The 25264-nt window shown below is 71.5% G+C and carries 22 protein-coding genes; 14 read left to right on the forward strand and 8 right to left on the reverse strand.

The window, feature by feature from the left end:
• Positions 1 to 8: 8 nt before the first annotated feature.
• The 4 genes from lptG (at position 9) to rsmA (ending at position 5869) form a co-directional block, all read left to right on the forward strand.
• Entirely contained in the window at positions 9 to 1097 is a 1089-nt protein-coding gene (lptG, locus tag BM314_RS04580) for an LPS export ABC transporter permease LptG (protein ID WP_091977151.1), read from the forward strand.
• A gap of 77 nt (positions 1098 to 1174) precedes the next feature.
• The gene (locus BM314_RS04585; RefSeq protein WP_091680147.1) at positions 1175 to 3754 is read left to right on the forward strand and encodes an LPS-assembly protein LptD; all 2580 of its coding nucleotides are present in this window, start codon (positions 1175 to 1177) and stop codon (positions 3752 to 3754) included.
• A 110-nt stretch (positions 3755 to 3864) separates the two neighbouring features.
• A complete protein-coding gene (pdxA, locus tag BM314_RS04590) occupies positions 3865 to 4980 on the forward strand; it encodes a 4-hydroxythreonine-4-phosphate dehydrogenase PdxA (RefSeq protein WP_091977121.1) in 1116 nt (371 codons plus the stop codon).
• 10 nt (positions 4981 to 4990) lie between these two features.
• On the forward strand, positions 4991 to 5869 hold the full coding sequence (gene rsmA / locus BM314_RS04595; protein WP_056522390.1) for a 16S rRNA (adenine(1518)-N(6)/adenine(1519)-N(6))-dimethyltransferase RsmA: 879 nt from the start codon (positions 4991 to 4993) through the stop codon (positions 5867 to 5869).
• Positions 5870 to 5912: 43 nt separating this feature from the next.
• On the opposite strand, the gene BM314_RS04600 is transcribed toward rsmA, so the two are convergent.
• The 3 genes from BM314_RS04600 to BM314_RS04610 all read right to left on the reverse strand — a co-directional run bounded on the left by BM314_RS04600 (position 5913) and on the right by BM314_RS04610 (position 8922).
• Complete coding sequence (locus tag BM314_RS04600) at positions 5913 to 6887, reverse strand: TIM44-like domain-containing protein (RefSeq protein ID WP_091977123.1); 975 nt, start codon at positions 6885 to 6887, stop codon at positions 5913 to 5915.
• 172 nt (positions 6888 to 7059) lie between these two features.
• Positions 7060 to 8157, reverse strand: a complete 1098-nt coding sequence (locus tag BM314_RS04605) for a two-component system sensor histidine kinase NtrB (RefSeq protein WP_091977124.1) — start codon at positions 8155 to 8157, stop codon at positions 7060 to 7062.
• A 132-nt stretch (positions 8158 to 8289) separates the two neighbouring features.
• Complete coding sequence (locus tag BM314_RS04610) at positions 8290 to 8922, reverse strand: S24 family peptidase (RefSeq protein WP_012317556.1); 633 nt, start codon at positions 8920 to 8922, stop codon at positions 8290 to 8292.
• Positions 8923 to 9238: 316 nt separating this feature from the next.
• Between BM314_RS04610 and BM314_RS04615 the strand changes: the two genes are divergently transcribed.
• From BM314_RS04615 to BM314_RS04630, 4 genes are all read left to right on the forward strand, one after another.
• Positions 9239 to 9589: a DUF952 domain-containing protein gene (locus BM314_RS04615; RefSeq protein WP_020093554.1), complete on the forward strand. Its 351-nt coding sequence runs from the start codon at positions 9239 to 9241 to the stop codon at positions 9587 to 9589.
• Positions 9586 to 10662 (forward strand): quinone-dependent dihydroorotate dehydrogenase, encoded by a 1077-nt coding sequence (locus tag BM314_RS04620; protein ID WP_091977126.1) that lies wholly within the window; start codon positions 9586 to 9588, stop codon positions 10660 to 10662. Before BM314_RS04615 ends, BM314_RS04620 begins: the two co-directional genes overlap by 4 nt.
• 199 nt (positions 10663 to 10861) lie before the next feature.
• A complete protein-coding gene (locus BM314_RS04625) occupies positions 10862 to 13159 on the forward strand; it encodes an FdhF/YdeP family oxidoreductase (protein ID WP_091977128.1) in 2298 nt (765 codons plus the stop codon).
• Positions 13156 to 13452, forward strand: coding sequence for a hypothetical protein (locus BM314_RS04630; protein ID WP_056522370.1), 297 nt, complete (start codon positions 13156 to 13158; stop codon positions 13450 to 13452). Before BM314_RS04625 ends, BM314_RS04630 begins: the two co-directional genes overlap by 4 nt.
• Positions 13453 to 13530: 78 nt before the next feature.
• Here the strand turns inward: BM314_RS04630 and BM314_RS04635 are convergent, their stop codons facing one another.
• The gene (locus BM314_RS04635; RefSeq protein WP_091977129.1) at positions 13531 to 14424 is read right to left on the reverse strand and encodes an HpcH/HpaI aldolase/citrate lyase family protein; all 894 of its coding nucleotides are present in this window, start codon (positions 14422 to 14424) and stop codon (positions 13531 to 13533) included.
• A gap of 215 nt (positions 14425 to 14639) precedes the next feature.
• On the opposite strand from BM314_RS04635, the gene BM314_RS04640 reads away from it, so the two are divergent.
• Entirely contained in the window at positions 14640 to 14981 is a 342-nt protein-coding gene (locus BM314_RS04640; RefSeq protein WP_091680162.1) for a YMGG-like glycine zipper-containing protein, read from the forward strand.
• 29 nt (positions 14982 to 15010) lie between these two features.
• Here BM314_RS04640 and BM314_RS04645 read toward each other — a convergent pair whose 3' ends face one another.
• The gene (locus BM314_RS04645; protein WP_091977131.1) at positions 15011 to 16375 is read right to left on the reverse strand and encodes an MATE family efflux transporter; all 1365 of its coding nucleotides are present in this window, start codon (positions 16373 to 16375) and stop codon (positions 15011 to 15013) included.
• A gap of 142 nt (positions 16376 to 16517) precedes the next feature.
• Positions 16518 to 16871, reverse strand: coding sequence for a DUF6460 domain-containing protein (locus BM314_RS04650; protein ID WP_020093561.1), 354 nt, complete (start codon positions 16869 to 16871; stop codon positions 16518 to 16520).
• Positions 16872 to 17147: 276 nt separating this feature from the next.
• Between BM314_RS04650 and BM314_RS04655 the strand changes: the two genes are divergently transcribed.
• The 3 genes from BM314_RS04655 to pdeM are packed head-to-tail and all read left to right on the forward strand — an operon-like array spanning position 17148 to position 21453.
• Positions 17148 to 18104, forward strand: a complete 957-nt coding sequence (locus BM314_RS04655; RefSeq protein ID WP_091680189.1) for an alpha/beta hydrolase — start codon at positions 17148 to 17150, stop codon at positions 18102 to 18104.
• Complete coding sequence (locus BM314_RS04660) at positions 18101 to 20698, forward strand: ligase-associated DNA damage response DEXH box helicase (RefSeq protein WP_091977152.1); 2598 nt, start codon at positions 18101 to 18103, stop codon at positions 20696 to 20698. Before BM314_RS04655 ends, BM314_RS04660 begins: the two co-directional genes overlap by 4 nt.
• Before the next feature lie 41 nt (positions 20699 to 20739).
• Positions 20740 to 21453 (forward strand): ligase-associated DNA damage response endonuclease PdeM, encoded by a 714-nt coding sequence (pdeM, locus tag BM314_RS04665; RefSeq protein ID WP_091680165.1) that lies wholly within the window; start codon positions 20740 to 20742, stop codon positions 21451 to 21453.
• A 9-nt stretch (positions 21454 to 21462) separates the two neighbouring features.
• On the opposite strand, the gene BM314_RS04670 is transcribed toward pdeM, so the two are convergent.
• Both BM314_RS04670 and BM314_RS04675 read right to left on the reverse strand, forming a co-directional pair.
• Positions 21463 to 22923: a methyl-accepting chemotaxis protein gene (locus tag BM314_RS04670; protein ID WP_091977133.1), complete on the reverse strand. Its 1461-nt coding sequence runs from the start codon at positions 22921 to 22923 to the stop codon at positions 21463 to 21465.
• A gap of 208 nt (positions 22924 to 23131) precedes the next feature.
• On the reverse strand, positions 23132 to 24118 hold the full coding sequence (locus BM314_RS04675) for a CorA family divalent cation transporter (RefSeq protein ID WP_091977134.1): 987 nt from the start codon (positions 24116 to 24118) through the stop codon (positions 23132 to 23134).
• 211 nt (positions 24119 to 24329) lie between these two features.
• On the opposite strand from BM314_RS04675, the gene groES reads away from it, so the two are divergent.
• The gene (gene groES / locus BM314_RS04680) at positions 24330 to 24620 is read left to right on the forward strand and encodes a co-chaperone GroES (protein WP_020093567.1); all 291 of its coding nucleotides are present in this window, start codon (positions 24330 to 24332) and stop codon (positions 24618 to 24620) included.
• Between the two features lie 71 nt (positions 24621 to 24691).
• A partial coding sequence (locus BM314_RS04685) for a TCP-1/cpn60 chaperonin family protein (protein WP_280142533.1) occupies positions 24692 to 25264 on the forward strand: 573 nt, incomplete at its 3' end.

Genomic DNA, 25264 nt, shown 5'->3' on the forward strand with positions numbered 1-25264 from the left:
ATCCGATGATGCTGATCGGTCCCACTCTCGGGCGGTACTTCGCCGCCCGGTTCCTCCGCACGGTGCTCGGCGTCTTCATCACCGTGTTCGCGCTGGTCTACACGCTCGACTTCGTCGAGCTGCTCCGCCGCGCCGGCGAGGCTCAGGGCGCGTCCGCCGGCCTGATGGCGCAGCTCTCGCTCTACCGCACCCCCGCGGTGGCGGAGGGCGTCCTGCCCTTCGCTGTCCTGTTCGGCTCCATGGCGGCCCTGCTCCAGCTCTCGCGCAAGCTGGAACTGGTGGTCGCCCGCGCGGCCGGGATCTCGGCCTGGCAGTTCCTGCAGCCCGGCTTCTTCGTGGCCCTCGCCCTCGGCGCGCTGGCGGTCGGGGTCTACAACCCGGTCTCCGCGATGCTGAAGCAGCGCTCCACCGAGATCGAGGCCAAGATCTTCGCCAAATCCACCAAGGCGAGTTCGGGCAAGGACCTCTGGATCCGCCAGAAGGGCCTCGACGGCGAGGCGATCCTGCGCGCCGAGACCGCCATCGAGGGCACGACCACCCTGGCGGGCGTGTCGGTCTTCACCTTCGACGGCGCCGGCAAGTTCGCCGAGCAGCTCGTCGCGGCCCGCGCCACGCTCCACGACGGCTACTGGGAGCTCTCCGATGTGCGCGTTCTCACACCGGGCACACCGCCTGAGTCGTTCGACACCTACCTGATCGCCTCGAACCTCGACCCCGGACAGGTGCGTCAGGGGTTCACCCCCCCGGAATCTGTGCCTTTCTGGCAACTTCCCACAACGATCGCGCGGACCGAGCGGGCCGGTTTGGACGCCACCCGCTACCGTCTCCAGTACGATGTCCTGTGGGCACGGCCGGTGCTGTTCGTGGCCATGGTCATCGTCGCCGCAACCGTTTCCTTACGGTTCTTCCGCTTTGGTGGTGTCGGTAAACTCGTCCTCGGTGGCGTCGCGGCCGGCTTCGCCCTCTACGTGGTCCGACAGGTCATGGAGGGGCTCGGAGCATCCGGACTCGTCGCCGCACCGGTGGCGGCCTGGTTCCCGGCCGTGGTAGGCAGTCTTCTCGGTACGCTCACGCTTCTGTACCAGGAAGACGGCTGACTTCCGCGATCCTTCGCGGGACGGGAGACGGGTGTTGAGGTTGGTGGCGGCAGACGTCACAGGGGTTGGGACGCGCGTTGCGTAAGGTCGCCGACATCCTGCGGAAGGCTGGTTTTCGGGCCGCGCTGGCGCTCGCCGCGCCGCTGGCCGGGGGCCTGTCCGCCCATGCCCAGGGCCTGCCCGCCGTCGCGGCCGGCAAGCCCGGCGACAAGCTGCTCGTCGAGGCCGACGAGCTGATCTACGACAACGACCGCGGCACCGTGACGGCCCGGGGCAACGCCGAGCTGCATTACGGCCCCCGGACCCTGCAGGCCGACCGCGTGCGCTACGACCGGAATTCCGGCCGGGTCTTCGCCGAGGGCAACGTCCGCCTCACCGAGGCAGACGGCGGCGTCGTGACCGGCGCGCGCATGGAGCTCACCGACGACTTCAAGACCGGCTTCGTCGACGCCTTCCGCGGCCAGCAGACCGTGCAGCGGAAGTTCGAGACGGTGCGCACCCGCTTCTCCGCGCCGCGGGCCGAGCGCCTGAACGGCGAGCAGACGAGCTTCGAGTCCGGCAGCTACACGGCCTGCGAGCCGTGCAAGGACAACCCTGAGACGCCGCCGCTGTGGCAGATCAAGGCGAAGAAGATCATCCACGACAACGAGACCCACACGGTCTACTTCGACGACTCGACGCTCGAGATCGCCGGCATCCCGGTGGCCTACCTGCCGTATTTCGAGGCGCCGGACCCGACGGTGAAGCGCAAGACCGGCTTCCTGACGCCGCGCTTCGTCACGACGACGGCGCTCGGCAACGGCGTGTCGCTCCCGTACTTCATCAACCTCGCGCCGAACTACGACCTGACGCTGACGCCGACCCTGCTCAGCCGCCAGGGCCTGCTCGCGCAGGGCGAGTTCCGCCAGCGGATCGACAACGGCTTCTACAACATCCGCCTGTCGGGCATCTCGCAGACGACGCCCTCGGCGTTCCTGCCGAGCCCCCTCGGCGCCGGCGAGCGCGACTTCCGCGGCTCCGTCGAATCGCAGGGCCGGTTCTACATCAACCCGCGCTGGCGCACGGGCTGGGACCTCGTCGGCGTGACCGACAAGTGGTTCCTCGACAATTACCGGATCCGCAACCAGAACATCACCACGGACTATTTCCGTGAGGCCACCTCGACGGCCTTCCTGATCGGCCAGGGCGACCGCTCGTGGTTCGAGGCGCGGGGCTACTACTTCAAGGGCCTGTCGAGCTTCGACTGGCAGAAGCAGCAGCCGATCGTGGCGCCGGTGATCGACTACGACAAGCGGATCAATGGCCCATCGGAGATCGGCGGCGAGGTGCGCTTCCAGGCGAACATCACCAGCCTGACCCGCGAGACCACGCAGTACCAGGGCCTGCCGAGGACCTCGAGCTACCTGTTCTCGCCGAGCGTCAACGGCGTCAGCTTCCCGCTCTACCAGACCTGCACGGTCTTCCAGCGCGGCCTGTGCGCCATCGACGGGCTCGCCGGCACGAACACCCGCGCCTCCGCGGAGCTGTCCTGGCGCCGCAGCTTCATCGACGATCTGGGCCAGAAATTCACGCCCTTCGCGTACCTGCGCACGGACGCGTTCTTCAACAGCACGAGCTTCTCGGGCTACCAGAATGACCTCGTCCCGCAGGTCGCGCACGTCGATCAGGGCTTTGCCGGGCGGGTCATGCCGGCGATCGGCCTCGACTACCGCTACCCGTTCGTCGCCAATTTCGGCGCCCTCGGCGTCCACACCCTGGAGCCGATCGGCCAGATCATCGCGCGCCCGTCGGAGACCCGGATCGGCCGCCTGCCGAACGAGGACGCGCAGAGCCTCGTCTTCGACGACACCTCGCTGTTCGAGTGGGACAAATTCTCGGGCTACGACCGGGTCGAGGGCGGCGTGCGCACCAATCTCGGCGGCCAGTACTCGGTCGTGACCCCGTCCGGCTGGTACGCGAACGTCCTGTTCGGCGAGTCCATCCAGCTCGCGGGCGTCAACTCGTTCCGCCGCGGCGACATCGCCAACACCGGCCTCGATTCGGGGCTCGAGACGCAGCGCTCGGACTTCGTCGGGCGTTTCCAGGTCTCGCCGAACCAGAACATCACGTTCATCAGCCGGGCCCGGTTCAACCAGTCCGACTTCCACGTGGCGCGGTTCGAGACCGGCGCGACGGCGCGGTTCGCGCCGTTCCTGCCGCTCACCGTCTCGGCCTTCTACTCGTACTACGAGGCGCAGCCGCTGCTGGGCTACAGCCACTACCGCGAGGGCATCACCGCCACCGCGACCTACAACATCACGCCGAACTGGTTCGTGTCGGGCTCGCTGCTCGTCGACCTGACCCACTACCTCGACGTGCGCAACACCTACACGGACGCGCTGAGCTCGTACCTGGCGAACCCGATCGGGACCGTGCCGATCTACCAGAACCCGGGCCGCTTCTACCTGTCGGGCGCGAGCTTCGGCGGCGGCTACCAGGACGAGTGCACCACCGTCTCGCTGAACTACATCAACTCGCCGATCGCGACCGCGACGGGCGTCCGCGAGCGCAACCAGACGGTGCTGCTGCGGGTCGAGCTGAAGACCCTGGGCGAGGCCGACCTGCGCCAGAACGTCGGGACCGCCACCACCGCCGACGGCATCGCCTCGATCCGCTGAGGAACCGGGACCGGCGGCGCGCCGGTCCGGCGCGTCGCCCGCCGCGATCCCGCCGCTCGGTCTGAGCCGCCGAGGATGCGCCCGCGCCGCGCGGGCGCTATAAAGCGCCCATGCCGCCCCTCGCCCTCACCCTCGGAGATCCCGCCGGCATCGGCCCGGAGCTGGCGCTCAGCGCGTGGCTCGGGCGCGGCGGGGCGGATCCGTTGCCGCCGTTCTTCCTGGTGGCCGATCCCGACTTCGTCGAGCGCCTCGCCCACCGCCTCGACCGCCCCGTCCCGGTGGCGGAGGTCGATCCCGAGACGGCCGCCGAGGTGTTCCCGCGCGCGCTCCCCGTGGTGCCCTTGCCGAGCGGCGCCCGCGTCGCGGCCGATCCCGGCATCCCCGATTCCGGCAACGCCGGCGCGACCATCGAGTCGATCACCGCGGCGGTGGAGTTCGTGAAGACCGGGCGCGCGAGCGCGGTGGTGACCAACCCGATCGCCAAGTTCGTGCTGACCCGGACGGGCTTCGCCCATCCCGGGCACACCGAGTTCCTGGCCGCCCTCGCGGTGCCGCCCGGCGTGACGCCGCCCCGGCCGGTGATGATGATCTGGAGCGCCGGCCTCTCGGTCGTGCCGGTGACGATCCACGTGCCGCTGAGGGACGTGCCGGACCTGCTCACCCAGGAGCTCGTCGAGGAGACAGCCGCGATCGTCGCCCGGGACCTGCGGGAGCGCTTCGGCCTGCCCGAGCCCCGTCTCGTCCTCGCCGGCCTGAACCCGCACGCGGGCGAGGCCGGGACGATCGGCCGGGAGGACCGCGACGTCCTCGCCCCCGCCGTGGCGCGCCTGCGGGCGCGGGGCATCGACATCCGCGGGCCGCTCCCCGCCGACACCCTGTTCCACGCCCGCGCCCGGGAGACCTACGACGTCGCCCTCGCGCCCACGCACGATCAGGCCCTGATCCCGATCAAGACGATCGCGTTCGACGACGGCGTGAACGTCACCCTCGGCCTGCCCTTCGTGCGCACCTCGCCGGACCACGGGACGGCCTTCGACATCGCCGGCCAGGGCGTCGCCCGGCCGGACAGCCTCATGGCGGCCCTGCGCCTCGCCGACCGGCTGGCCGCCAACGCGGCGGCGCGGAGCGAGGCCCCCGCCGGGGCCGAGATCATCCCGTTCAGCGTCTATGCCGGCCGTCCCCGGCCCGTCGGCGCCCGCCACTTCGATCCCGAGGACGAGCTGTGAGGCAGCCAGCATGAGCGCCGGGGACGGTCTTCCCCCGCTGCGCGAGGTCGTCGCCCGCCACGGCCTGGAGCCGAAGAAGGCGCTCGGCCAGAACTTCCTCTACGACCTCAACCTGACCGGCCGGATCGCCCGGGCGGCCGGTCCGCTCGCGGGGGTGACCGTGGTGGAGGTCGGGCCGGGCCCGGGGGGGCTGACCCGCGCGCTCCTCGCCGAGGGCGCCGCCCGCGTCGTGGCGATCGAGCGCGACCCGCGCGCCCTGCCGGCCCTCGCCGAGATCGCCGCCCACTATCCCGGCCGGCTCGAGGTGGTCGACGCCGACGCCCTCGCCTTCGACCCGCGGCCGCTGGTGGGCGAGGCGCCGGCGCGGATCGTCGCCAACCTGCCCTACAATGTCGGGACCGCCCTGCTCACCGGCTGGCTCGACGGGGAGGTCTGGCCGCCCTGGTGGGACCAGGCCGTGCTGATGTTCCAGCGGGAGGTCGCCGAGCGGATCGTCGCCGGCCCGGAGGAGCGGGCCGATTACGGCCGGCTCGGCGTCCTGTGCGGCTGGCGCACGGAGGCCGAGATCCTGTTCGACGTCAGCCCCTCGGCCTTCGTGCCGCCGCCCAAGGTGACCTCGAGCGTGGTCCGGCTGGTTCCGCGCGCCCAGCCCCTGCCCTGCCGCGCCGGCGCGCTCGAAGCCGTCACCCGGGCGGCCTTCGGCCAGCGGCGGAAGATGCTGCGCCAGAGCCTCAAGGCCTTGACGCCCGAGGCCGGCGCTCTGCTGGCCGCCGCCGGCCTGTCCGAGACCGCGCGCGCCGAGGAGATCCCGGTGTCCGGGTTCGTCGATCTCGCCAATCGGTGGGACGCGCATAGAAAAGCCGGCGCCCCGGTGGGGACGCCGGCCTGACGGAGAGCCGTGGCTCCGGCCCGGAGCCCGGAGCGTTGCCGGGTCAGCGGGTCTGCTGGATCGCCGAGAGCACCCAGCCGCGGCCGGGCTGGCGCAGGAAGGTCCAGAGCTCCGTCGCCTCGGACGAGTCCGTGGAGACGACGCGGCCGCTCGCCCGCTCGATCATCACGTCCTTGAGGGCGTAGCGCATGGCCACGGTCGCGTAGTCGGTGCGGTCCTCGCCCCAGGCCTCCGCGAGGTCGCCCTGCAGCAGCTTCACGTCCGAGATCTTGTTCACCACGCCGCGGGAGGCGTTGCCGCGCAGCTCCTCGTCGAAGTAGCTGACCATCTCGGGCGTCGACAGGTTGCCCAGGGTCACCCGATCCTCGCGCGAGTAGGCGTCCTGGATGTCGCCGAGCAGGCGCTCGAAGGCCTGGTAATCGGCCGGGCCGATCTGCACCGGGCGCGTCTGCGGCGGGCGCTGCCCACCGCCGAACATGCCGCCGGGAGCCGGGCCGCCCGGAGCGCCGCCCATCGGGCCGCGGGCGCCCGGCTGATCGTCGAGCGACGAGCGGGCGTAGGGCGCGCCGGCGCCGGCCGGCTCGTTCCGGCGGCGGAAGAACCGCAGGGCCAGCATCACCACGAGCACGACGAGACCGACCTGGAACAGGAGGCCGATCATCGAGGCGAGGCCACCGAGACCGCCGAAGAAGCCGCCGCCGAGCAGCGCGCCGATCAGGCCGGCGCCGAGCAGGCCCGCGAAGAAGCCGCCGCCGAAGCGGCGACCGGGCGCGGCCGGGGCCTGCATGCCGGGGCTGCCCATGCCGGGCGAAGGCGCGGTCTGCGAGCGCTGCATCGTCGTGCCGCCGCCGGGGGCGGTCGGCGTGGCGGAGGGCGCCGTGTAGGTGCGCGAGCCGCGGGACCCGACGGACCCGCCGCCGCCCGGACGGGCTTCCACGACGGGTGCCGCGACGGTCAGCGCAGCGGCCAGCGCCAGGAGGGCGGCCACACGCCGGCGGCGCGAAATCTCAGTAAACATGTACACGCCTCAGAGGACGAGAACCGGGTGGCGCGGAGCGCCAGTGACGATATGGGAACGGTCGGGCAGCGGTTTTAGTCCTGGCCGCCGTCGCCCGGGCGACGTTTTCCACCGGATCGGTGCTGCGCATTCCGAGCCCGCCCGTCGCGCCCATCGCGTGAATGGCACGGCTCTAGTGGAGCGTGCGCTCCGGGGCGGCCGGGAAGGAGAGGCGCACCTGCGTCCCCTCCCCGCTGCGGCTGTCGAGGGTGATGGTCCCGTTCTGCCGCTTCATGAGACCGTGGACGATCGCGAGGCCCGCGCCGCGCCCGGCCTCGTGGCTGGTCTGGAACGGCGCCAGGGCACGGGCGAGCATCTCGGGCGACATGCCCTGCCCGGTGTCGCCGACCGCGATCCCGACGCTCCCCTGGCCCGGCTGCTGCAGGGAGCGGTCGCCGGGATCCACCCGGAAGGTCGACAGGGTCAGCGTCCCGCCCGACGGCATCGCCTCGCAGGCATTGGCGACGAGATGCCGCAGGGCGAACTCGATCTGCGTGGGATTGCTGATCGCCCGCGGCAGGCCCGGCGTCGCCGCCACGGTGAGGCGGATCCCAGGCGGCAGGTCGGGCTCGAGGCGGGCAGCGAGGTCGGCCACGATGGCGTCGAGGTCGACCGACCGGACGTCCGGCGCGATGCGGCGCGAATAGGCGAGCAGGTGCCGGGTCAGGATCGCCGCGCGCTCGGTGGCGTCGGCCGAGCGGGCGATCGCCCGCTGGACGAACGGCTCCTGCCGGTCCCCGAGCCGCCGCTTGAGCCCGTCGATGTAGCCGATCAGGATCTGCAGGAAATTGTTGAACTCGTGGGCGACGCTGTTGGTCAGGAGCCCCAGCGCCTCGCGCTGGCGGGAGAGCGCGAGCGCGCCCTCGGCCTCGCGCCGGGCCGTCTCGTCGCGGATCTGGCCGATGCGGAACGGGGTTCCGGGCAGGGCCGCCGTCTCCAGGCGGGCCCAGAAGCTCGTCCCGTCCGCGCGCGTGGCCAGGAATTCCTGAGGCTCGGCGCCGGCGGGATCGAGGGGGCCCGTGCGCTGCGCCAGGATCAGATCGAGTCCCTGCGCGACGAGCCGCTCCGCCGCGTAGCCGGCGATCCGCTCCAGGGCGGGATTGGCGTGGCGGACACGGCCCTGCGGATCGAGCACCAGGCTGGGCGTCGGCAGCGCGTCGAGGAGCCTGCGGGCCTCGTCCGCCAGCGACCCGCCTTCGGCCGCGCTGTGATCCGTCCCGGGCTGCGCCATGCTGCGTTCGCGCTCAGCGGATGCGGAAGGTCCGCGACGGGCCAGCGATAGCGATGAACGGCCTCACGGCCAAGCGTGGATCCGCGGGAGGATCCGCGCGTCGACCGGCGTGCCGACCCGTCCGGGCACCGCCTACTGGCGCACCCACATCACCCGGGCCATCCAGGCCACCTCGCCGAGATTGAGGACCCGGTCCTCGTGCTCGGGGTTCAGGGAGGCCAGTTCCACGGTCCGGGCGGTACGCCGCCGCAGCTCCTTGGCCAGGACCTCGCCGCCGTGCAGGCGGACCACGACGCGGTCGCCCTTGCGCACGCTGGCCGTCGGCGACACGATCAGGACGTCGCCGTCCCGGAACAGCGGCAGCATGGAATCGCCCTGGATCTCCAGCGCGAAGGCCCGCTCCTCGCCGAGATCCGGAAACTCGATCTCCTCCCAGCCGGCGCCCCCGGTGGGCATGCCCTCGTCGGTGAACAGGCGGCCGGCCCCGGCCTGGGTCAGGCCGATCAGCGGCACCATCGTGCGGGCGGGAATCTCGCGGGCCTCGATGAGCCGCAGGAACTCGTCGAGGCTCGAGCCGGTGGCGGCCAGGACCTTCGACACGGATTCGGTGGACGGCCAGCGCTTGCGGCCGTCGGCGCCCACGCGCTTCGACCGGTTGAAGCTGGTCGCGTCGAGGCCGGCGCGGCGGGCGAGGCCCGAGGCCGAGTAGCCGTGGCGCTCGGCGAGCCGGTCGATGGCGTTCCAGATCTGCTCGTGCGACAGCATAGCGGGCTCGGAAGCTCAGCCTGAGCGGGCCGGCACCCCCGTCTCACCAGCCGGGATCCGGCTGCCTCGGAGGCACGGAGACGGTTCGCCCGCCGGGTCCGTTCGACACCCGCCGGGTACGCGCGGAGATACTTGACAATCTGCTTTCCGGATCCGCTCTGCCGGTCCGGACGGGGCTGTGTGACGTCCAGCCTAGTCGTAGGAAAGTAGAACTACGGGCGGCAGATTGCAATCGCTCCTCGAATCGGGCGGGGCGCGGCGCGGTTGCCGCCGCGGCCCGGCGCCTCTATCGCAGCGTCGTCTCCGAGGAGCTTCGATGCCGCTCATCTACAAGATCTGTCCGCGCCCTCTGTGGCGCGAGGCCGAGGCCGCGGGCCGGTTCACGGGCGCCCCGATCGATCATCAGGACGGCTTCATCCACTTCTCGACGGCCGCACAGGTCGCCGAGACGGCGGCCCGGCACTTCGCCGGGCAGGACGACCTGCTCCTCGTCGCGGTCGAGGCCGACGCCCTCGGCGACGGCCTGCGCTACGAGCCCTCTCGCGGCGGCGACCTGTTCCCGCATCTCTACGGCCCGCTGCCGCTGTCCGCCGTGGTCGCGGTGGACGATATGCCGCTGGGCGCCGACGGCCGGCACGCCTTCCCCGCCGGGATCCTGCCGGCATGATCGCGGCCGCCTTCCCCCTCGTCCGACCGCTGCTGCACCGTCTCGACGCGGAGCGCGCGCACGACCTGACCCTCGCCGCCCTGGCGCTCCTGCCCGCGGGGCCGCGGCCGGCGGACGACCCGCGCCTCGCCGTCGACCTGCTCGGCCGCCGCTTTCCCAACCCGGTCGGCCTCGCGGCCGGCTTCGACAAGGGCGCGCGCGTTCCCGACGCGCTGCTGGGCCTCGGCTTCGGCTTCGTCGAGGTCGGCGGGGTCGTGCCGCGGCCCCAGCCCGGCAACCCGCGGCCGCGGGTCTTCCGCCTCCCCGACGACCGCGCCGTGATCAACCGCTTCGGCCTCAACAGCGAGGGGCTGGAGGTGGTAGCCGACCGTCTGCGCGCCCGGAGGGGGCGAGCCGGTATCGTCGGCGTCAACATCGGCGCGAACAAGGAATCCGCCGACCGCCTCGCCGACTACGCCGCCTGCACCGCAGCCCTCGCGCCGCTCGTCGACTTCGTCACGGTCAACGTCTCCTCGCCCAACACGCCGGGCCTGCGCGACCTCCAGGGTGAGGCCTTCCTCGACGAGCTGCTCGCCCGCACGGTCGAGGCCCGGGACGCGGCAGGCGCCGGCGCGGCGATCCTCCTCAAGATCGCCCCCGACATGGCGCTGGACGCCCTCGACGCGGTCTGCGCGACGGCGCAGCGGCGCGGGGTCCAGGCCCTCGTGGTGTCCAACACCACGGTGGCCCGCCCGGCGAGCCTGCGCGAGCAGGGTCTCGCGCGGGAGACGGGCGGCCTCTCGGGGCGGCCGCTCTTCGGCCCGGCGACGCGGATGCTCGCCCAGACGCGCCTGCGCGTCGGGGACGCGCTGCCGCTCATCGGGGTCGGCGGCGTGGATTCGGCCGAGGCGGCCTGGACCAAGATCCGGGCCGGGGCGAGCCTCGTGCAGCTCTACTCGGCGCTGGTCTACGAGGGGCCGGGCCTCGTCGGGCGCATCAAGGACGGGCTCCTTCGGCGCATGAGCGAGGCCGGCATCGCCTCGCTCCGGCAGGTCGTCGGGCGCGACGCCGCCGACCTCGCCCGCGGGGACTGAGCCGGCGCGGGCGAGCCGGTCGCGGCGCCGCGCCGGACAGTTTTTTTGGGGCCGCAGTTTAGAAAGGCTTTGCACAGCGGGAGCTTAGCCTGTGCCCCGTGCATGAGGGGCCTGCGCCGACACGCCATTGTGAGGGGGTCGGAGAGGCGCTTATCTCGCGGTTGCGAGACACATCGCGTCAGCCAATCCAGGACGGTTCATGGCCCAGTCTGAAGGGTCCACCAAGCGCTCCTCCGCCGCCGGCGGCTGGGGTGCTCTGAAGAGCTGCGGCAAGCACCTGCTCGGCAGCCGCGCACCCCTCACCGGCGCCCGCGCGCTGCTGAAGGCGAACCAGCCCGACGGGTTCGACTGCCCCGGCTGCGCCTGGGGCGACCCGGAGCACGGCTCGTCCTTCGAGTTCTGCGAGAACGGCGTGAAGGCGGTTTCCTGGGAGGCGACCGACAAGCGCACGAAGCCGTCCTTCTTCGCCAAGCACACCCTGACCGAGCTGCGCACCTGGAGCGACTACGCCCTGGAGGGCCAGGGCCGCCTGACGCACCCGATGCGCTACGACGCGGCGAGCGACCGCTACCTGCCGGTGAGCTGGGACGAGGCCTTCGCGGAGATCGGCGCGACCCTGCGCGGGCTCGACCATCCGGACCAGGCCGAATTCTACACCTCGGGCCGCGCCTCCAACGAGGCGGCGTACCTGTACCAGCTCTTCGCCCGCGCCTACGGGACCAACAACTTCCCCGACTGCTCGAACATGTGCCACGAGGCGAGCGGCGTCGCGCTGATCGACGCCATCGGCATCGGCAAGGGCACGGTCCTGCTGGAGGATTTCGAGAAGGCGGACGCGATCTTCTGCGTCGGCCAGAATCCCGGCACCAACCACCCGCGGATGCTCGGCGACCTGCGCCGGGCGGCCGAGCGCGGCGCCAAGGTCGTGGTGCTGAACCCGGTCCGGGAGCGCGGCCTGGAGCGCTTCGCCGACCCCCAGAACACCGTCGAGATGCTGCGCGGCGCCAGCCGCCCCATCGCCAGCCACTACCTGCAGCCGCGCTCGGGCGGCGACATGGCGGCCTTCCGGGGCATCGCCAAGGTCGTGTTCGCCCGCGACGCCGAGGCGCTGGCGGCCGGCCGGCCCTCGCTCCTCGACCGCGCCTTCCTCGAGCACCACACCGCCGGGCTCGAGGCCTACCGCGCCGCCGTCGAGGCGACGTCCTGGGACGCGATCCTCGACCAGTCGGGCCTGACCATGGACGAGATAGCCGCGATGGCGGACGTCTATCTGGGCGCCCAGCGGGTCATCGCGACCTGGGCCATGGGCGTGACCCAGCACCGCCACTCGGTGGCGACGATCCGGGAGATCGCCAACCTGCTGTTCCTGCGCGGCCATATCGGCCGGGCCGGCGCGGGCCTCTGCCCGGTCCGCGGCCACTCGAACGTGCAGGGCGACCGCACGGTCGGCATCAACGAGCGCCCGTCCGCCGCCTTCCTGGATTCGCTGGAGCAGCATTTCGGCCTCGCCATGCCGCGCCGGCACGGCCACAACGTCCTGGCGGCGATCCGGGCCATGCGCGACGGCACGGCGAAGGCCTTCATCGGGCTCGGCGGCAACTTCCTGCGGGCGACGCCCGACACGCCCGTCGTGGCGCAGGCGCTGGCCTCGTGCCGGCTCACCGTGCACATTGCCACCAAGCTCAACCACGCCCACCTCGTGCCGGGCGCGGTCGGCTACCTGCTGCCCTGCCTGGGCCGAACCGAGATCGACCGAGGCGCCGAGGGCAAGATCCAGATCGTGACCGTCGAGGATTCGATGAGCATGGTCCACGGGTCGGGCGGCATCAACAAGCCGGCCTCCAAGGAGCTGCGCTCCGAGATCGCCATCATCGCCGGCATGGCGCAGGCGACTGTCGGCTCCGCCGCCATCGACTGGGCCGGGTTCGCCGCCGATTACGACCGGATCCGCGAGGCGATCGCCGCCACGATCCCGGGCTTCACCGGCTACAACACCCGGGTGCGCAAGCCGCGCGGCTTCATGCTGCGCAACCTCGCCGCCGAGCGGGTATTCGAGACCGCCACCGGCCGGGCGACCTTCTCGGCCGACGCCCTGCCGGCCGAGACCGAGCACCAGGCCGCGCGAAAGACCCGCGACACCTACGTGCTGCAGACCTTCCGCAGCCACGACCAGTACAACACGACGATCTACGGCCTGGATGACCGCTACCGCGGCGTCTACGGCGAGCGCCGCGTGATCTTCGCCCACCCGGACGACCTCGCGGAGATCCGCGACCGGCTCGGCGACCGGGTCGACGTCGTCGGCACGCACGACGACGGCATCACCCGCCGCGCGGAGGATTTCCGCCTCGTGCCCTTCGACATGCCGCGGGGGGCGCTGGCCGGCTACTATCCGGAGCTGAACGTGCTCGTGCCGCTCTCGACCTACGGCGAGAAGAGCGACACGCCGACCTCCAAGTCGGTGCTGGTCACCCTGCAGGCGCGCGCGGCCGCGTGAGCGCGGAGCCCGACGAGGCGGCGTTCGTCGCCGCCCTCGACCGGGTTTCGGCCGCCCGCCCGGATCTCGACCCGCTGGCGGCGGGCCTCCTGGCGGCGCTGGATCTCGGCCTGCCGGGCGACAGCCGCGCCTTCGCCCGCACCTTCGGGGTGGAGCACGCCCTCGTGCTGCGCGCCCTCTCGGGCCTGGACGAGGCGGGCCTCGTCGCCGTCACGGCCCGCGACGGGCGCACCCAGCGGACGCGCTACACCACCGCCGATTCAGGGCCGTCGGTGCCGTCATCACGCGCGTAGCGAAGTGACCCAGGGCGCGCGACAGACTCGGGCGCGGCGCTGCCCTGGATCGCTTCGCTCCGGCGGGGACGGACGCGCTCAGAACCCCTTCGCCTTGATCGCCTCGGCCCAGGTGACCGCCCGCCGGTTCACGCCGAGATGCTGCCGCTCGTAGAGCCGGCCCTCCAGCTTGATCGCGCCGCGCTTGGCGTATTCCGGGCGCTCGAACGCCTCGATCACCAGCTTGGCGCGGCGCACCTCCTCCTCGGTCGGAGCGAAAGACGTGTTGGCCGGCTCCAACTGCGTCGGGTGGATCAGGGTCTTGCCGTCGAAGCCCAGGTCCCGGGCCTGCCGGCACTCGTCGCGGCAGCCCTCTGTGTCGGCGATGTCGTTGTAGACGCCGTCGAGGATCGCGAGCCCCTCCGCCCGCGCGGCGGCCAGCGCCATCATCATCCAGGGCAGCATCGGCACGCGGCCGGGGACGATCTTGGCCCAGGTGTCCTTGGCGAGGTCGTTGGTGCCGAGCACGAGGCAGGTCAGCCGGTTGCGCGGGTCGCGCTTCGCCCGGGCGATCTCCTGGATGTTGAGGATCGAGGCCGGGGTCTCGATCATCGCCCAGATCGCGATGCCGTCCGGCGCGTCGAGGGATTCGAGCCGGTCAGCGATGCTCTCCAGCACGGCGGGGGACGAGACCTTCGGCATCAGGATCGCGTCGGGCTTGGCCTCGATGGCGGCGTGGAGATCCGCCTCGCCCCACGGGGTCTGCGGGGCGTTGACCCGGATGACCAGCTCGCGGCTGCCGTAGGCGCCGCTCTTCACCGCGGCGCAGACCTGATCGCGGGCGAGCTCCTTCTCCTCCGGGCCGACGGCGTCCTCGAGGTCGAGGATGATGCTGTCCACCGGCAGGGACTTGGCCTTGTCGAGCGCCCGCTGGTTCGAGCCGGGCATGTAGAGCACGCTGCGGCGCAGGCGCAGATCGGTGGTCGTGGCCATCGGCTTCTCCCTCCTGGGCCGTCGCGCGGCCTCCCGTCGTTGCGCTGCACCCTAAAGCACGAACCCGGCCGCGCCACACCCTAAAGGTCGGGGCGGGTGAGTCCCCGCGCGGTTTGATACCGCGCCGTCTCTCCGCAGATCGAAGCCGCGGTTTGGTCATGTTCCGCCGCTTAAAGGCCGGACGAAACCAATTCTCGAAGTCCGGAATCTCTACGATGCGCAAAGTCTTGGTCACCCTCGCCTTGCTCGGAACATTGGCGGCACCTGAGGCGGCCCGGGCCCAGAGCCGGACCACCCTCGGCGTCGGCTCCGGCGCGGTCGCGGGGGCGCTGGTCGGCGGCCCGATCGGCGCCGTCGCGGGGGCCGTGGTCGGCGGCTTCGTGGGGAACTCGTCGGAGCGCGGGCGCCGGCACGTCCGCCGGGGACGCCGCTACGGCTACGCGGCCCCGCGCCGGTCCTACCCGCGGCGGGCGGAGGCGGCCGTGCCGCGCACCACCGGCTCCGTGGCCCGCGCCGCGCCAGCGGCCCAGCCCACCACCTGGAAAGACCCGCGCTAGCACGCCTCGAGGTTGCGCGCGGCTGCCGCCTAGGCCGCGGTTCCGAGGGCGGCCGCGGCCGGCATCCGGAACGTGTCCCGGGCGAGGCGCGGGAACGCGATCGCCTGTCCGAGGCCCCGGGCGCCCAGGAAGCTCACGAAGGCCAGCCACAGCCCGGTATTGCCGAAGCCCAGGCTCTCGACGAGCGCGAGGATCGCGCAGTAGGCGGCGAGCGCGCACACCATCAGGTTGCGCATCGCCCGCGTCCAGGTCGCGCCGATATAGATCCCGTCATACGCGAAGGGCGCCGCGGCGGCGAGCGGCGCCAGGGCGGCGAGGACGAGGTAGGACCGGGCCGCCTCGCGCACCGGCCCGTTCGTGGTCACGGCATCGATGAAGGCCGGGCCGCCCGCCAGCGACACAAGACTGACCGCGAGGCCGAAGCCGAGGCACCAGCGCAGGCTCAGGGCGGCGGCCGCGTCGAACGCCTCCCGGTCCCGGGCGCCGACGGCCTGGCCGCACAGGGTCTCGGCCGCCGTGGCGAAGCCGTCGAGGAAGAAACCGCCGATCAGGAAGAGATTCCACAGGACCGAGTTCGCAGCCAGGACCACGTCGCCCTGCCGGGCGCCGAGCGCCGAGAACAGCACGATGCCGGTGATCAGCGCGAGCGTCCGCAGGATGACGTCGCCGTTGACGCTGAGCGTCCGGCGGAGCGCCGCGGCGTCGCGGAGGTCGCGCAGCGGCACCCGGAACGGTCGGGAGCCGAGCCGCGCCAGGAGAATCAGCCCGAGGCCGAGCCCGAGTGCCTCGGCGCCGAGGGTCGCCAGCGCCGCGCCGGCGAGGCCCAGGCCGAAGCCCAGGACCAGAATGAGCGTCAGCGCGACGTTGGTCAGGTTGATGGCGACCTGCAGCAGCAGGCCGAGATCGGTGCGCCCGCGCCCCAGGACCGAGCCGAGCACGCCGTAGCTCGCCAGCACGAAGGGCGCGGACAGGATGCGGATGTGGAAGTAGGTCGCGAGACCGGCGATCACCGCCGCGCTCGCCCCGCTGATCGCGAAGGCGAGCTGCGCGAGGGGCCCCTGCAGGGCCACCAGGACGAGCCCGATCAGGGCGCCCGCTGCCAGCGCCCGCGCCAGGATGCGGTCGACCTCGGCGTCGTCGCGCCCTCCGACCGCCTGCGCGGTCAGGCCGGCGGTCGCCATGCGGAGCGCCCCGAACGACCAGAAGATCGCGTCGAAGATCACCGCGCCGAGGGCGATGGCCCCGAGCAGCGCCGCGTCGCCGAGCCGCCCGATCACCGCTGCCCCGACGAAGCCGAGCATCGGCGTCGTCACGTTGGCGATCGTCATGGGCAGCGCCAGGGCCAGGACGCGGCGGTTCGTCGGACGGCCCGAGCTGGCGACGGTGTGAATCATGCCGCACGCTAAGAAGCCGCGCCGTCCGCGCAAAGCGGGGTGATCGCATCGGCGGGTTGCGATGGCGGGCGGCCGAACTGCCCGAACCGCCGGCGCGCCGGGCCGTCGGGGCGCGACCGGACCGGATCGGCCCCAAACCCTCTCAGCGGGAGACGGCGAACAGGCGCGCGATCAGCCAGAGCGGCACGACCACGATCGCCCCGGCGACGATCCAGCCGCCGAAATCGTGGAGCGACGCCAGCCCGACCTCCACCAGCGCCCGCGCCGAATCGTAGACGTGCCAGAACAGCCGCCCCGGCGTCAGGCCGAGCATCGACATGAAGGCGCCGACCAGCACCGACAGGAACAGGAGCCGCAGGAACACGCCGGCCGGCGAGCCGCCGAGGAACCGCCGCAGCGCCGAGGGGCGCGACCGGTAGCTGTCCGCGCCGTAGGGGGCGTTCGGCGGGGCGCCCTGCTGATAGCCTTGCCGGCGCCGGTCGTGATCGACGAGCATTGCGTCCTCGTGAAGCCTCAGGGCCCTCGGATCGGCGACGAAGCGGGCGGAACCGTGGCCGGCACACCACACCGCGTCGAAACCCGAGCGCGGATCAGGCGTTGGCGGGTTTCTCGCGCGCCGTGCAGATGGCAAGCGGCGTCGCGCGCGCCAAGATGCCGGACGGGGTGGACTACGCCGCGGGACTCTCGCGGCGCGGCCTCGGCCAAAGGGAGAACTCCCGGGAATCGGGAATTGGTGTGAGAGGCTCTGAGTGCCGACGGGACCATACGCACGATGATCGACCACGCCCTGTTCGACCCGGCGACGATCGATCCCGAGACGCTCCGGCTCAATGCCGAGATCGTCGCGGCGCACGCCGCGCTGCCCGATCCCTGGTCGCTGCCGATCGCCGAGGTGCGCGAGCGGCGCCGTCTCGGCACCAAGGCGGCGCCCGCCATGCCGCACAGCGCCCGGGCGGAGTGGCTGACGATCGACGGGCCCGGCGGCCCGCTCAAGCTCCGCGTCGTCCGGCCCAAGCCCGGCACGAAGCTGCGCGGCGCCTACCTGCACATCCACCGCGGCGGCTGGGTCTGGGGCTCCGCCGATGAGCAGGATCCCTGGCTGGAGCGCATCGCCGACACCTGCGGCTTCGTCGCCCTGTCGGTCGAGTACCGCCTCGCCCCCGAGCACCCGTATCCGGCGGCGCTGCTCGACTGCGAAGCGGCGGCCCTGTGGCTGGCCGGTCCTGGCAAGACCGAGTTCGGCATCCACGCGCTGACCATCGGCGGCGAGTCGGTGGGGGCGCACCTCGCCGTGATGGTGCTGCTGCGGCTGCGCGACAAGCACAACCTGCCGCGGGCCTTCCGGGGCGCCAACCTCAACGCCGGCTTCTTCGATCTCGGTCTCACACCGTCGGTGCGGAACTGGGGCGAGGAGCGGCTGGTCGTGAACACCCGCGATCTGACCAAGTTCGCCGACGGCTACGTCCGCGAGGGCATCGACCGGCGCCGGCCGGACGTGTCGCCGATCTACGCCGACCTGAAGGGTCTGCCGCCGGCCCTGTTCACCATCGGCACCGCCGACCCACTCCTCGACGACACGCTGTACATGTCGGCGCGCTGGGCGGCGGCGGGCAATGGCGGCCACACGGCGATCTATCCCGGCGGCTGCCACGTCTTCGCCCGCTACCCGAGCCCGATGAGCGAGCGGGCGCTGGAGCTGATCGACCGCTTCCTGATGGCGCTCGCCTGAGCGACCCGTCCGAGATCCTGCCGGAGCGGTTCCGCGCCTGGTTCGCCGGGCGCGGCTGGGCGCCCCGATCGCACCAGCTCGATCTCCTGCGGATCGCCGGCGCCGGCCGCTCGGCGCTGCTGGTGGCGCCGACCGGGGCCGGCAAGACGCTGGCCGGCTTCCTGCCGAGCCTCGTGGCCCTCGCCGAGCGTGGCCCCCAGCGGAAGGCGGCGGGCCTCCACACCCTCTACGTCTCGCCCCTGAAGGCGCTCGCGGTCGACATCGCCCGCAACCTCGACGCGCCGATCGCCGAGATGGCGCTGCCAATGCGCGTCGAGACCCGCACCGGCGACACCCCGGCCCACAAGCGCACCCGCCAGATCAGCCGGCCGCCGGACATCCTGCTGACCACGCCCGAGCAGCTGGCGCTGCTGATCGCCCATCGCGAGGCGGCGGAATTCTTCTCCGGATTGCGCTGCGTGGTGCTCGACGAGCTGCACGCGCTGGTGACCTCGAAGCGCGGCGACCTGCTGTCCCTGGCACTGGCGCGGCTGCACCGGCTGAGCCCCGGCCTCGCGGCGATCGGGCTCTCCGCCACGGTGCGGGAACCGGACGAGCTGCGGAAGTACCTGGTGCCGCAGGGGCCGCTTCCCCCTCCTCCCGCCGCGCGCGGGGACGGCGCGTCCAGTCCTGACGCGTCTCCTCCCCCACCCCGACCCTCTCCCGGACGGGACGGGGAGCGCGTCGCGCCGCCCATGGCCGATCTCGTCACCGTCGCCGGCGGCGCGAAGGCGGACCTGCGCATGCTCGATCTCGGCCGGGCGCTGCCGATCTCCGGCCACACCGCGTGGCACTCGATGCCGGCGATCTACGACCTCATCCGCGAGCACCGGACCACGCTGGTCTTCGTGAACACCCGCCTCCAGGCCGAGTACACGTTCCAGGAGCTGTGGCGGCTCAACGACGACGCCTTGCCGATCGCGATCCACCACGGCTCGCTCGATGCCCAGCAGCGCCGCCGGGTCGAGGCCGCCATGGCGGCGGGCCAGCTCCGGGCGATCGTCTGCACCGCGACCCTCGATCTCGGCATCGACTGGGGCGACGTCGATCTCGTGGTCAATGTCGGCGCGCCGAAGGGGGCGAGCCGGATCATGCAGCGGATCGGCCGGGCCAACCACCGGATGGACGAGCCCTCGAAGGCCTACCTCGTCCCGGGCAACCGCTTCGAGATGCTGGAGTGCCAGGCGGCCCTCGACGCCGTGGAGGAGGCCGCCCAGGACACGCCGGACGCCCGCCAGGGCGCCCTCGACGTCCTCGCCCAGCACGTCCTCGGCATGGCCTGCGCCGACGCCTTCGATCCGCTCCACCTCTACGACGAGATCGTCTCGGCCGCGCCCTACGCCGGGCTGACCTGGGAATCGTTCGAGCAGGTCGTCGACTACGTCGCCACCGGCGGCTACGCGCTGCGCGCCTACGAGCGCTTCGCCAAGATCCTGCGCGGGCCGGACGGGCTCTGGCGCGTGCGCGACGCCCGCACCGCCCAGGCCTACCGGATGAATGTCGGCACCATCGTGGAGGCGGCCCGGGTGAAGGTCCGCCTCGGCCGGACCCTGCGCGGCAAGCCCGGCACGGTGCTGCCGAAGACCGGGCGGGTGCTCGGCGAGATCGAGGACGAGTTCGCCGAGACGCTGACGGTGGGCGACACCTTCCTGTTCGCGGGCGAGACCCTGCGCTTCGAGGGGCTCGCCGAGGACGAGTGCCTCGTCACCCGCGCGCCGGCCGGCACCGACCCGGCGATCCCGTCCTACGCGGGCGCGAAGTTCCCGCTCTCGACCTTCCTGGCCGCCCGGGTCCGGGCGCTGATCGCCGACCCGTTCGAGTGGGACCGCCTGCCCGAGCAGATCGGCGCCTACCTGCTGCAGCAGCGCCGCCGCTCGGTCCTGCCGGGCGAGCGCGACCTGCTGGTGGAGACCTTCCCGCGGGGCAAGCGCTACTACCTGACGGCCTTCCCGTTCGAGGGCCGCCTCGCCCACCAGACCCTCGGCATGCTGCTGACCCGGCGGCTGGAGCGTTCCGGCCTGCGCCCGCTCGGCTTCGCGGCCAACGATTACGGCATCGCCATCTGGTCGACCCGCGACGTCTCGGAGCGCGCCGCGATCGATCCGGACTTCATCGGCGACCTCTTCGCCGTCGACATGCTGGGCGACGATCTGGAGGCGTGGCTCGACGAATCGGCCATGATGAAGCGCACCTTCCGGCAATGCGCGGTGATCGCCGGCCTGATCGAGCGCCATCACCCGGGACAGAAGAAGTCCGGCCGGCAGGTCACGATCTCGACCGACCTGATCTACGACGTGCTGCGCAAGCACCAGCCCGACCACCTGCTGCTGCGGGCCGCGCGGCAGGATGCGGCAACCGGACTCCTCGACGTGAGGCGCCTCGGCATGATGCTAGAGCGCATCCAGGGGCGAATCATCCACAGGTCTCTCGACCGGGTCTCGCCGCTCTCCGTGTCCGTGATGCTCGAGATCGGGCGCGAGCGGGTCTACGGCGAGGGCGCCGACGAGATCCTGGCCGAGGCCGAGGCGGAGCTTCTCCAAGAGGCTCTGTCCTGACCGTCGATCCGCCCTCCCCCGACGACACCGAGGATGCGATCTTGGCGGCCGGCCTGAGACTCGAGAAGACTCCCAAGCACCCCACCCTGCAGCTCGCGGGCGAGACGCTGGTGCTCGACCTCTGCGGCGGCCTCTGGCTGCCGGAGCACCGGACGCTGATCGTGTCCGATCTCCACTTGGAGAAGGGCTCGTCCTACGCGGCCCGCTCCGGCCAGTTCCTGCCGCCCTACGACACCCGGGAGACGCTCGCCTGCCTGCACGAGGCGGTGGTGCGGCACGATCCGGCCCGGGTGGTGGCGCTGGGCGATTCCTTCCACGACGCCCGCGGTCCCGAGCGCATGGAGCCGGGCGACCGCGCCCTGGTGGCGGCCCTGCAGGAGGGGCGGGACTGGGTCTGGATCGCCGGCAACCACGACGCGGCCGTGAACGAGGGCGTCGGCGGCCGCTACGCGGACGCGCTGACGCTCGGCGGCCTCGTCCTGCGCCACGAGCCGAGCCCGGAGCCCGTGCCCGGCGAGATCGCCGGCCATCTCCATCCCTGCGGGAAGGTGGCGATGCGCGGGCGGGCGGTGCGCCGCCGCTGCTTCGTCACGGACGGCACCCGCCTCGTCATGCCGGCCTTCGGCGCCTACGCCGGCGGCCTGAACGTCCGCGACCGGGCGATCGAGAGCCTGTTCCCCGACGGCTTCACCGCCCATCTCCTCGGGGACGGGCGGGTCTTCGCCATCGGCCGGGCGCAGCTCGCCCGGGACTGAGTCGCCCGATCAGGCCGTCTTCATGAACCGGATCACGCTCTCCGACAGGCTCGTCGAGTGGCCGGCGAGGCTCTCGGCGATGCCCTGGACCGTCTGGGCGAGCTGACCGGTGGCGTTGGCGGCCTCGGAGACGCCGCCGATATTGCCCGCCATCTCGTGGGTCGAGACCGCCTGCTCCTCGACGGCGCTCGCCATCGCCAGGGTGAGCTTGGACAGTTCGTCCACCGCGGCCGTGATCATCTCGATGGCGCCGACCGCGTCGCCGGTCGCGCTCTGGATCGCCGAGACCTGCTGCGTGATCTCGCCGGTCGCCTTGGCGGTCTGCTCGGCGAGCGCCTTCACCTCGGAGGCCACCACGGCGAAGCCGCGCCCGGCGGCGCCCGCGCGGGCCGCCTCGATGGTGGCGTTCAGGGCGAGCAGGTTGGTCTGGTCGGCGATCGACTTGATCATGCCCACCACCGCGTCGACCTTGCGGGCGTTCTCGGCGAGCTGGCGCATGGTCGCGTCGGTGGTCCCCGCCTGGGCGGCGATCTGCTGCGCGCGCTCCGAGACCCGCCCGACCTGGCCGGAGATCTCCTGGATCGCGCCGTTCATCTGCTCGGAGTTCGACGCGACCGACGACGCCTTGTGGCGCGCGGATTCGGCCGACTGCATCAGACCCACGGCCGAGCTCTGCATCTCCTGGATGGCGGAGCCGACGGCCTCGACGACCCGCTTGACGTCGGTCTCCATGTTCACCTGCGCGGTGACGACCGCCCAGGTCAGCATCGGGCCGAGGTACTGCCCCTTCTCGTCGTTCACGGCCGTGACCCGCAGATTGAGGGTCTCGGGCCCGACCTTGATCTTGGTGCTGTGCGGCAGCCGGCTCGCGTCGGCCAGCATCGTGCGCTGGTGGCTGGGGTTCTTGTGGAAGATGTCGAACGAGCGGCCGAGCATGTCGTCGACCTTCACCGGCAGGTGCTGGTCGATCGTGCCGAGGGTCTTGCGCGACGTGGCGTTCATGTAGTCGATCTTGAAGTTGTCCTTCAGATCGGCCGTCATGACCGCCACCGGAACGTTGTCGATCATCGTTAGGAGCCGGTTGATCTCCTTCTTCTTCGCCGAGATGTCCGCGGCGAACTTGACGACCTTGATCGGCTTGCCGCGCGCGTCGAGGACAGGATTGTACGTCGCCTCGAGCCAGACCGAGTCGCCCTCCTTGTCGAGGCGCAGGAACTCGCCCGTGACGTACTGGCCGTCCTTCAGCTTGCTCCAGAACGCCGCGTAATCGGCGGACTCGGCGTAGCTCTTGTCCACGAAGATGCGGTGATGGCGGTTCCGGACGTCGCTGAGGCCGTATTTCATCAATCGCAGGAAGTTCTCGTTCGCGTGAAGGACCGTTCCGTCCATCGAGAACTCGATGATCGCCAGCGAGCGGTCGAGCGCGTCGATCTTGGCCTGGGCTTCATTGAAAACAGTGCGATTGAACATGGTACGGCTCGCGTTCCCCCGGCGTGGGGTGTAGCTTCACAGCGTTAATGAATCCCTTATTCTGGCATTCGTCCAGTTTAAGAGTTGCCTGACGGAAATCGAATGCTTGGAGCGCCGCGCCCTCTGTGCGTCCGTAACCCGACCGACGCCATCGTCGAGATTGCATTCAAATATAAACTCAGTCAGGGCCGAAGCATACTTAAGAATATCAGAACCAGCCGCGCATGCGAAAGTATACGATCGGCGCGACCGCGCTGATGAGGATCAGGCCGAGCGCGTAGGGATATCCGAGCGCCCAATCCAGCTCGGGCATGTGCTTGAAATTCATGCCGTAGATCGACGCGATCAGCGTCGGTGGGACGCCGACCACCGAGACGACGGTGAGGACGCGGAAGACGTTGTTCTGCTCGATGGTGATCAGGCCGAGGGCCGCGTCGAGCAGGAACTGCACGTTCTCGGCGAGCCGCGTCTCGAACTCGTCGAGGGATTCGATGTCCCGCTTGATCGTCTCGAAGCGCGCATCCTCCGGCAGGCCGAGGCTGTCGCAGGCCGCGGCGACGAACGGGATGATCCGTTCGAGCCCGAGCAGGCTCGACCGGATCTTGCCCAGAACCTTCCCGCGGTTGCTGATGCCGCGCAGGATCCGGCGCAGGGCGAGGTCGCGGCGCCGGGGCGGCGGGCTCTCCAGGCGCCGCCGCTCGGCACCGCGGACGTCGAAGTCGAAGATGCGGGTCGAGAGCGTGTCGAGCTCGGAGCCCATGTCCTCGAGGGCGTCGGCGAGGCTGTCGACCAGTTCCTCCAGCACGACGAGGAAGATCTCGCTCGGCGTCGTGCTGCCGTCGCCGTCGGCGATACGCTTCGCGGACGCCTCGAAGGCGCGCAGGTCGTGGAAGCGGATCGTGACGAGGTGATCCTTGGTCAGCAGGAAGCCCAGCGGCTTCAGCTGTGACGCGCTCTGCTCGAACGTGATCATCGGGGTCGAGAGCGAGAGGCCGCCCTTCACCCGGCGCAGGCGGCTCGACGTCTCGACCTCCGAGAGCGCCGCCCGCGACGGCACCCGCAGGCCGGTCGCGGCCTCGACCGCCGCAGCCTCTTCCGGCGTGGGGTCGTTCAGGTCGAGCCACACGGTGTCGCGCGCGATCGGGCCGCTGGGTCGCAGCGCCACCGGGCCTTCGGGTCCGTGCAGGCTCAGCATGAGAGCGCGTTATCCATGAGGGGGAACGGGGCCGCCGGCGCGTCATCGCACCGTCGCGCGGGGGTGCGACAGCCTTGACTCGGAACCCGCCCGCGCCTATCTCGCGGCCGTCTTTGGCACTCGCCGAGACAGAGTGCTAACAGTCGAGTTTGCGAGCGGTCCCGCCGGCCGCATCAACGCCAACTCAAGACCTGAAGCAAGAGGGCAGCTCATGAAGTTCCGTCCGCTGCACGACCGCGTGGTCGTCCGTCGCATCGAAGGCGAAGAGAAGACCAAGGGCGGCATCATCATCCCGGACACCGCCAAGGAGAAGCCGCAGGAGGGCGAGGTCGTCGCCGTCGGTCCCGGCGCCCGCGACGAGGCCGGCCGCGTCAACGCGCTCGACGTGAAGGCTGGCGACCGCGTCCTGTTCGGCAAGTGGTCCGGCACCGAGGTCAAGATCGACGGTCAGGACCTCCTGATCATGAAGGAATCCGACATCATGGGCGTCGTCGCCGCCTGATCGGGTCACCCACCATCGCCCTTTGAGGCCGTCCCGGCCTTGGGGTTCAACAACCAGCGAAGAGGCACACAATGGCAGCGAAAGACGTTCGTTTCTCCGCCGACGCCCGCGATAAGATGCTGCGCGGCGTCGACATCCTCGCCGACGCGGTGAAGGTGACGCTCGGCCCGAAGGGCCGCAACGTCGTGATCGAGAAGAGCTTCGGCGCCCCGCGCATCACCAAGGACGGTGTGACGGTCGCAAAGGAGATCGAGCTCGCCGACAAGTTCGAGAACATGGGCGCCCAGATGGTGCGCGAAGTGGCCTCGAAGACCAACGACATCGCCGGTGACGGCACCACCACCGCGACCGTGCTGGCCCAGGCCATCGTCCGCGAGGGCGCCAAGTACGTCGCCGCCGGCATCAACCCGATGGACCTGAAGCGCGGCATCGACCTCGCCACCCAGGCGGCCGTCAAGGACATCATCGCGCGCGCCAAGAAGGTCTCGACCTCCGACGAGGTCGCCCAGGTCGGCACGATCTCCGCCAACGGCGACAAGGAGATCGGCGAGATGATCGCCCACGCCATGCAGAAGGTGGGCAACGAGGGCGTGATCACGGTCGAGGAGGCCAAGACGGCCGAGACCGAGCTCGACGTCGTCGAG

Source organism: Methylobacterium sp. 13MFTsu3.1M2 (assembly GCF_900112625.1).
Taxonomy (GTDB): domain Bacteria; phylum Pseudomonadota; class Alphaproteobacteria; order Rhizobiales; family Beijerinckiaceae; genus Methylobacterium.

Excerpts from the sequence above, each read along its gene's own strand:
- BM314_RS04600 (WP_091977123.1), bottom strand. The coding sequence starts at position 6,887 with ATGTTTACTGAGATTTCGCGCCGCCGGCGTGTGGCCGCCCTCCTGGCG.
- groES (WP_020093567.1), top strand. The coding sequence starts at position 24,330 with ATGAAGTTCCGTCCGCTGCACGACCGCGTGGTCGTCCGTCGCATCGAA.
- BM314_RS04675 (WP_091977134.1), bottom strand. The coding sequence starts at position 24,118 with ATGCTGAGCCTGCACGGACCCGAAGGCCCGGTGGCGCTGCGACCCAGC.
- BM314_RS04640 (WP_091680162.1), top strand. The coding sequence starts at position 14,640 with ATGCGCAAAGTCTTGGTCACCCTCGCCTTGCTCGGAACATTGGCGGCA.
- rsmA (WP_056522390.1), top strand. The coding sequence starts at position 4,991 with ATGAGCGCCGGGGACGGTCTTCCCCCGCTGCGCGAGGTCGTCGCCCGC.
- BM314_RS04635 (WP_091977129.1), bottom strand. The coding sequence starts at position 14,424 with ATGGCCACGACCACCGATCTGCGCCTGCGCCGCAGCGTGCTCTACATG.
- BM314_RS04650 (WP_020093561.1), bottom strand. The coding sequence starts at position 16,871 with ATGCTCGTCGATCACGACCGGCGCCGGCAAGGCTATCAGCAGGGCGCC.
- lptG (WP_091977151.1), top strand. The coding sequence starts at position 9 with ATGCTGATCGGTCCCACTCTCGGGCGGTACTTCGCCGCCCGGTTCCTC.
- pdxA (WP_091977121.1), top strand. The coding sequence starts at position 3,865 with ATGCCGCCCCTCGCCCTCACCCTCGGAGATCCCGCCGGCATCGGCCCG.
- BM314_RS04605 (WP_091977124.1), bottom strand. The coding sequence starts at position 8,157 with ATGGCGCAGCCCGGGACGGATCACAGCGCGGCCGAAGGCGGGTCGCTG.
- BM314_RS04670 (WP_091977133.1), bottom strand. The coding sequence starts at position 22,923 with ATGTTCAATCGCACTGTTTTCAATGAAGCCCAGGCCAAGATCGACGCG.
- BM314_RS04625 (WP_091977128.1), top strand. The coding sequence starts at position 10,862 with ATGGCCCAGTCTGAAGGGTCCACCAAGCGCTCCTCCGCCGCCGGCGGC.
- BM314_RS04615 (WP_020093554.1), top strand. The coding sequence starts at position 9,239 with ATGCCGCTCATCTACAAGATCTGTCCGCGCCCTCTGTGGCGCGAGGCC.
- BM314_RS04610 (WP_012317556.1), bottom strand. The coding sequence starts at position 8,922 with ATGCTGTCGCACGAGCAGATCTGGAACGCCATCGACCGGCTCGCCGAG.
- BM314_RS04645 (WP_091977131.1), bottom strand. The coding sequence starts at position 16,375 with ATGATTCACACCGTCGCCAGCTCGGGCCGTCCGACGAACCGCCGCGTC.
- BM314_RS04620 (WP_091977126.1), top strand. The coding sequence starts at position 9,586 with ATGATCGCGGCCGCCTTCCCCCTCGTCCGACCGCTGCTGCACCGTCTC.
- BM314_RS04655 (WP_091680189.1), top strand. The coding sequence starts at position 17,148 with ATGATCGACCACGCCCTGTTCGACCCGGCGACGATCGATCCCGAGACG.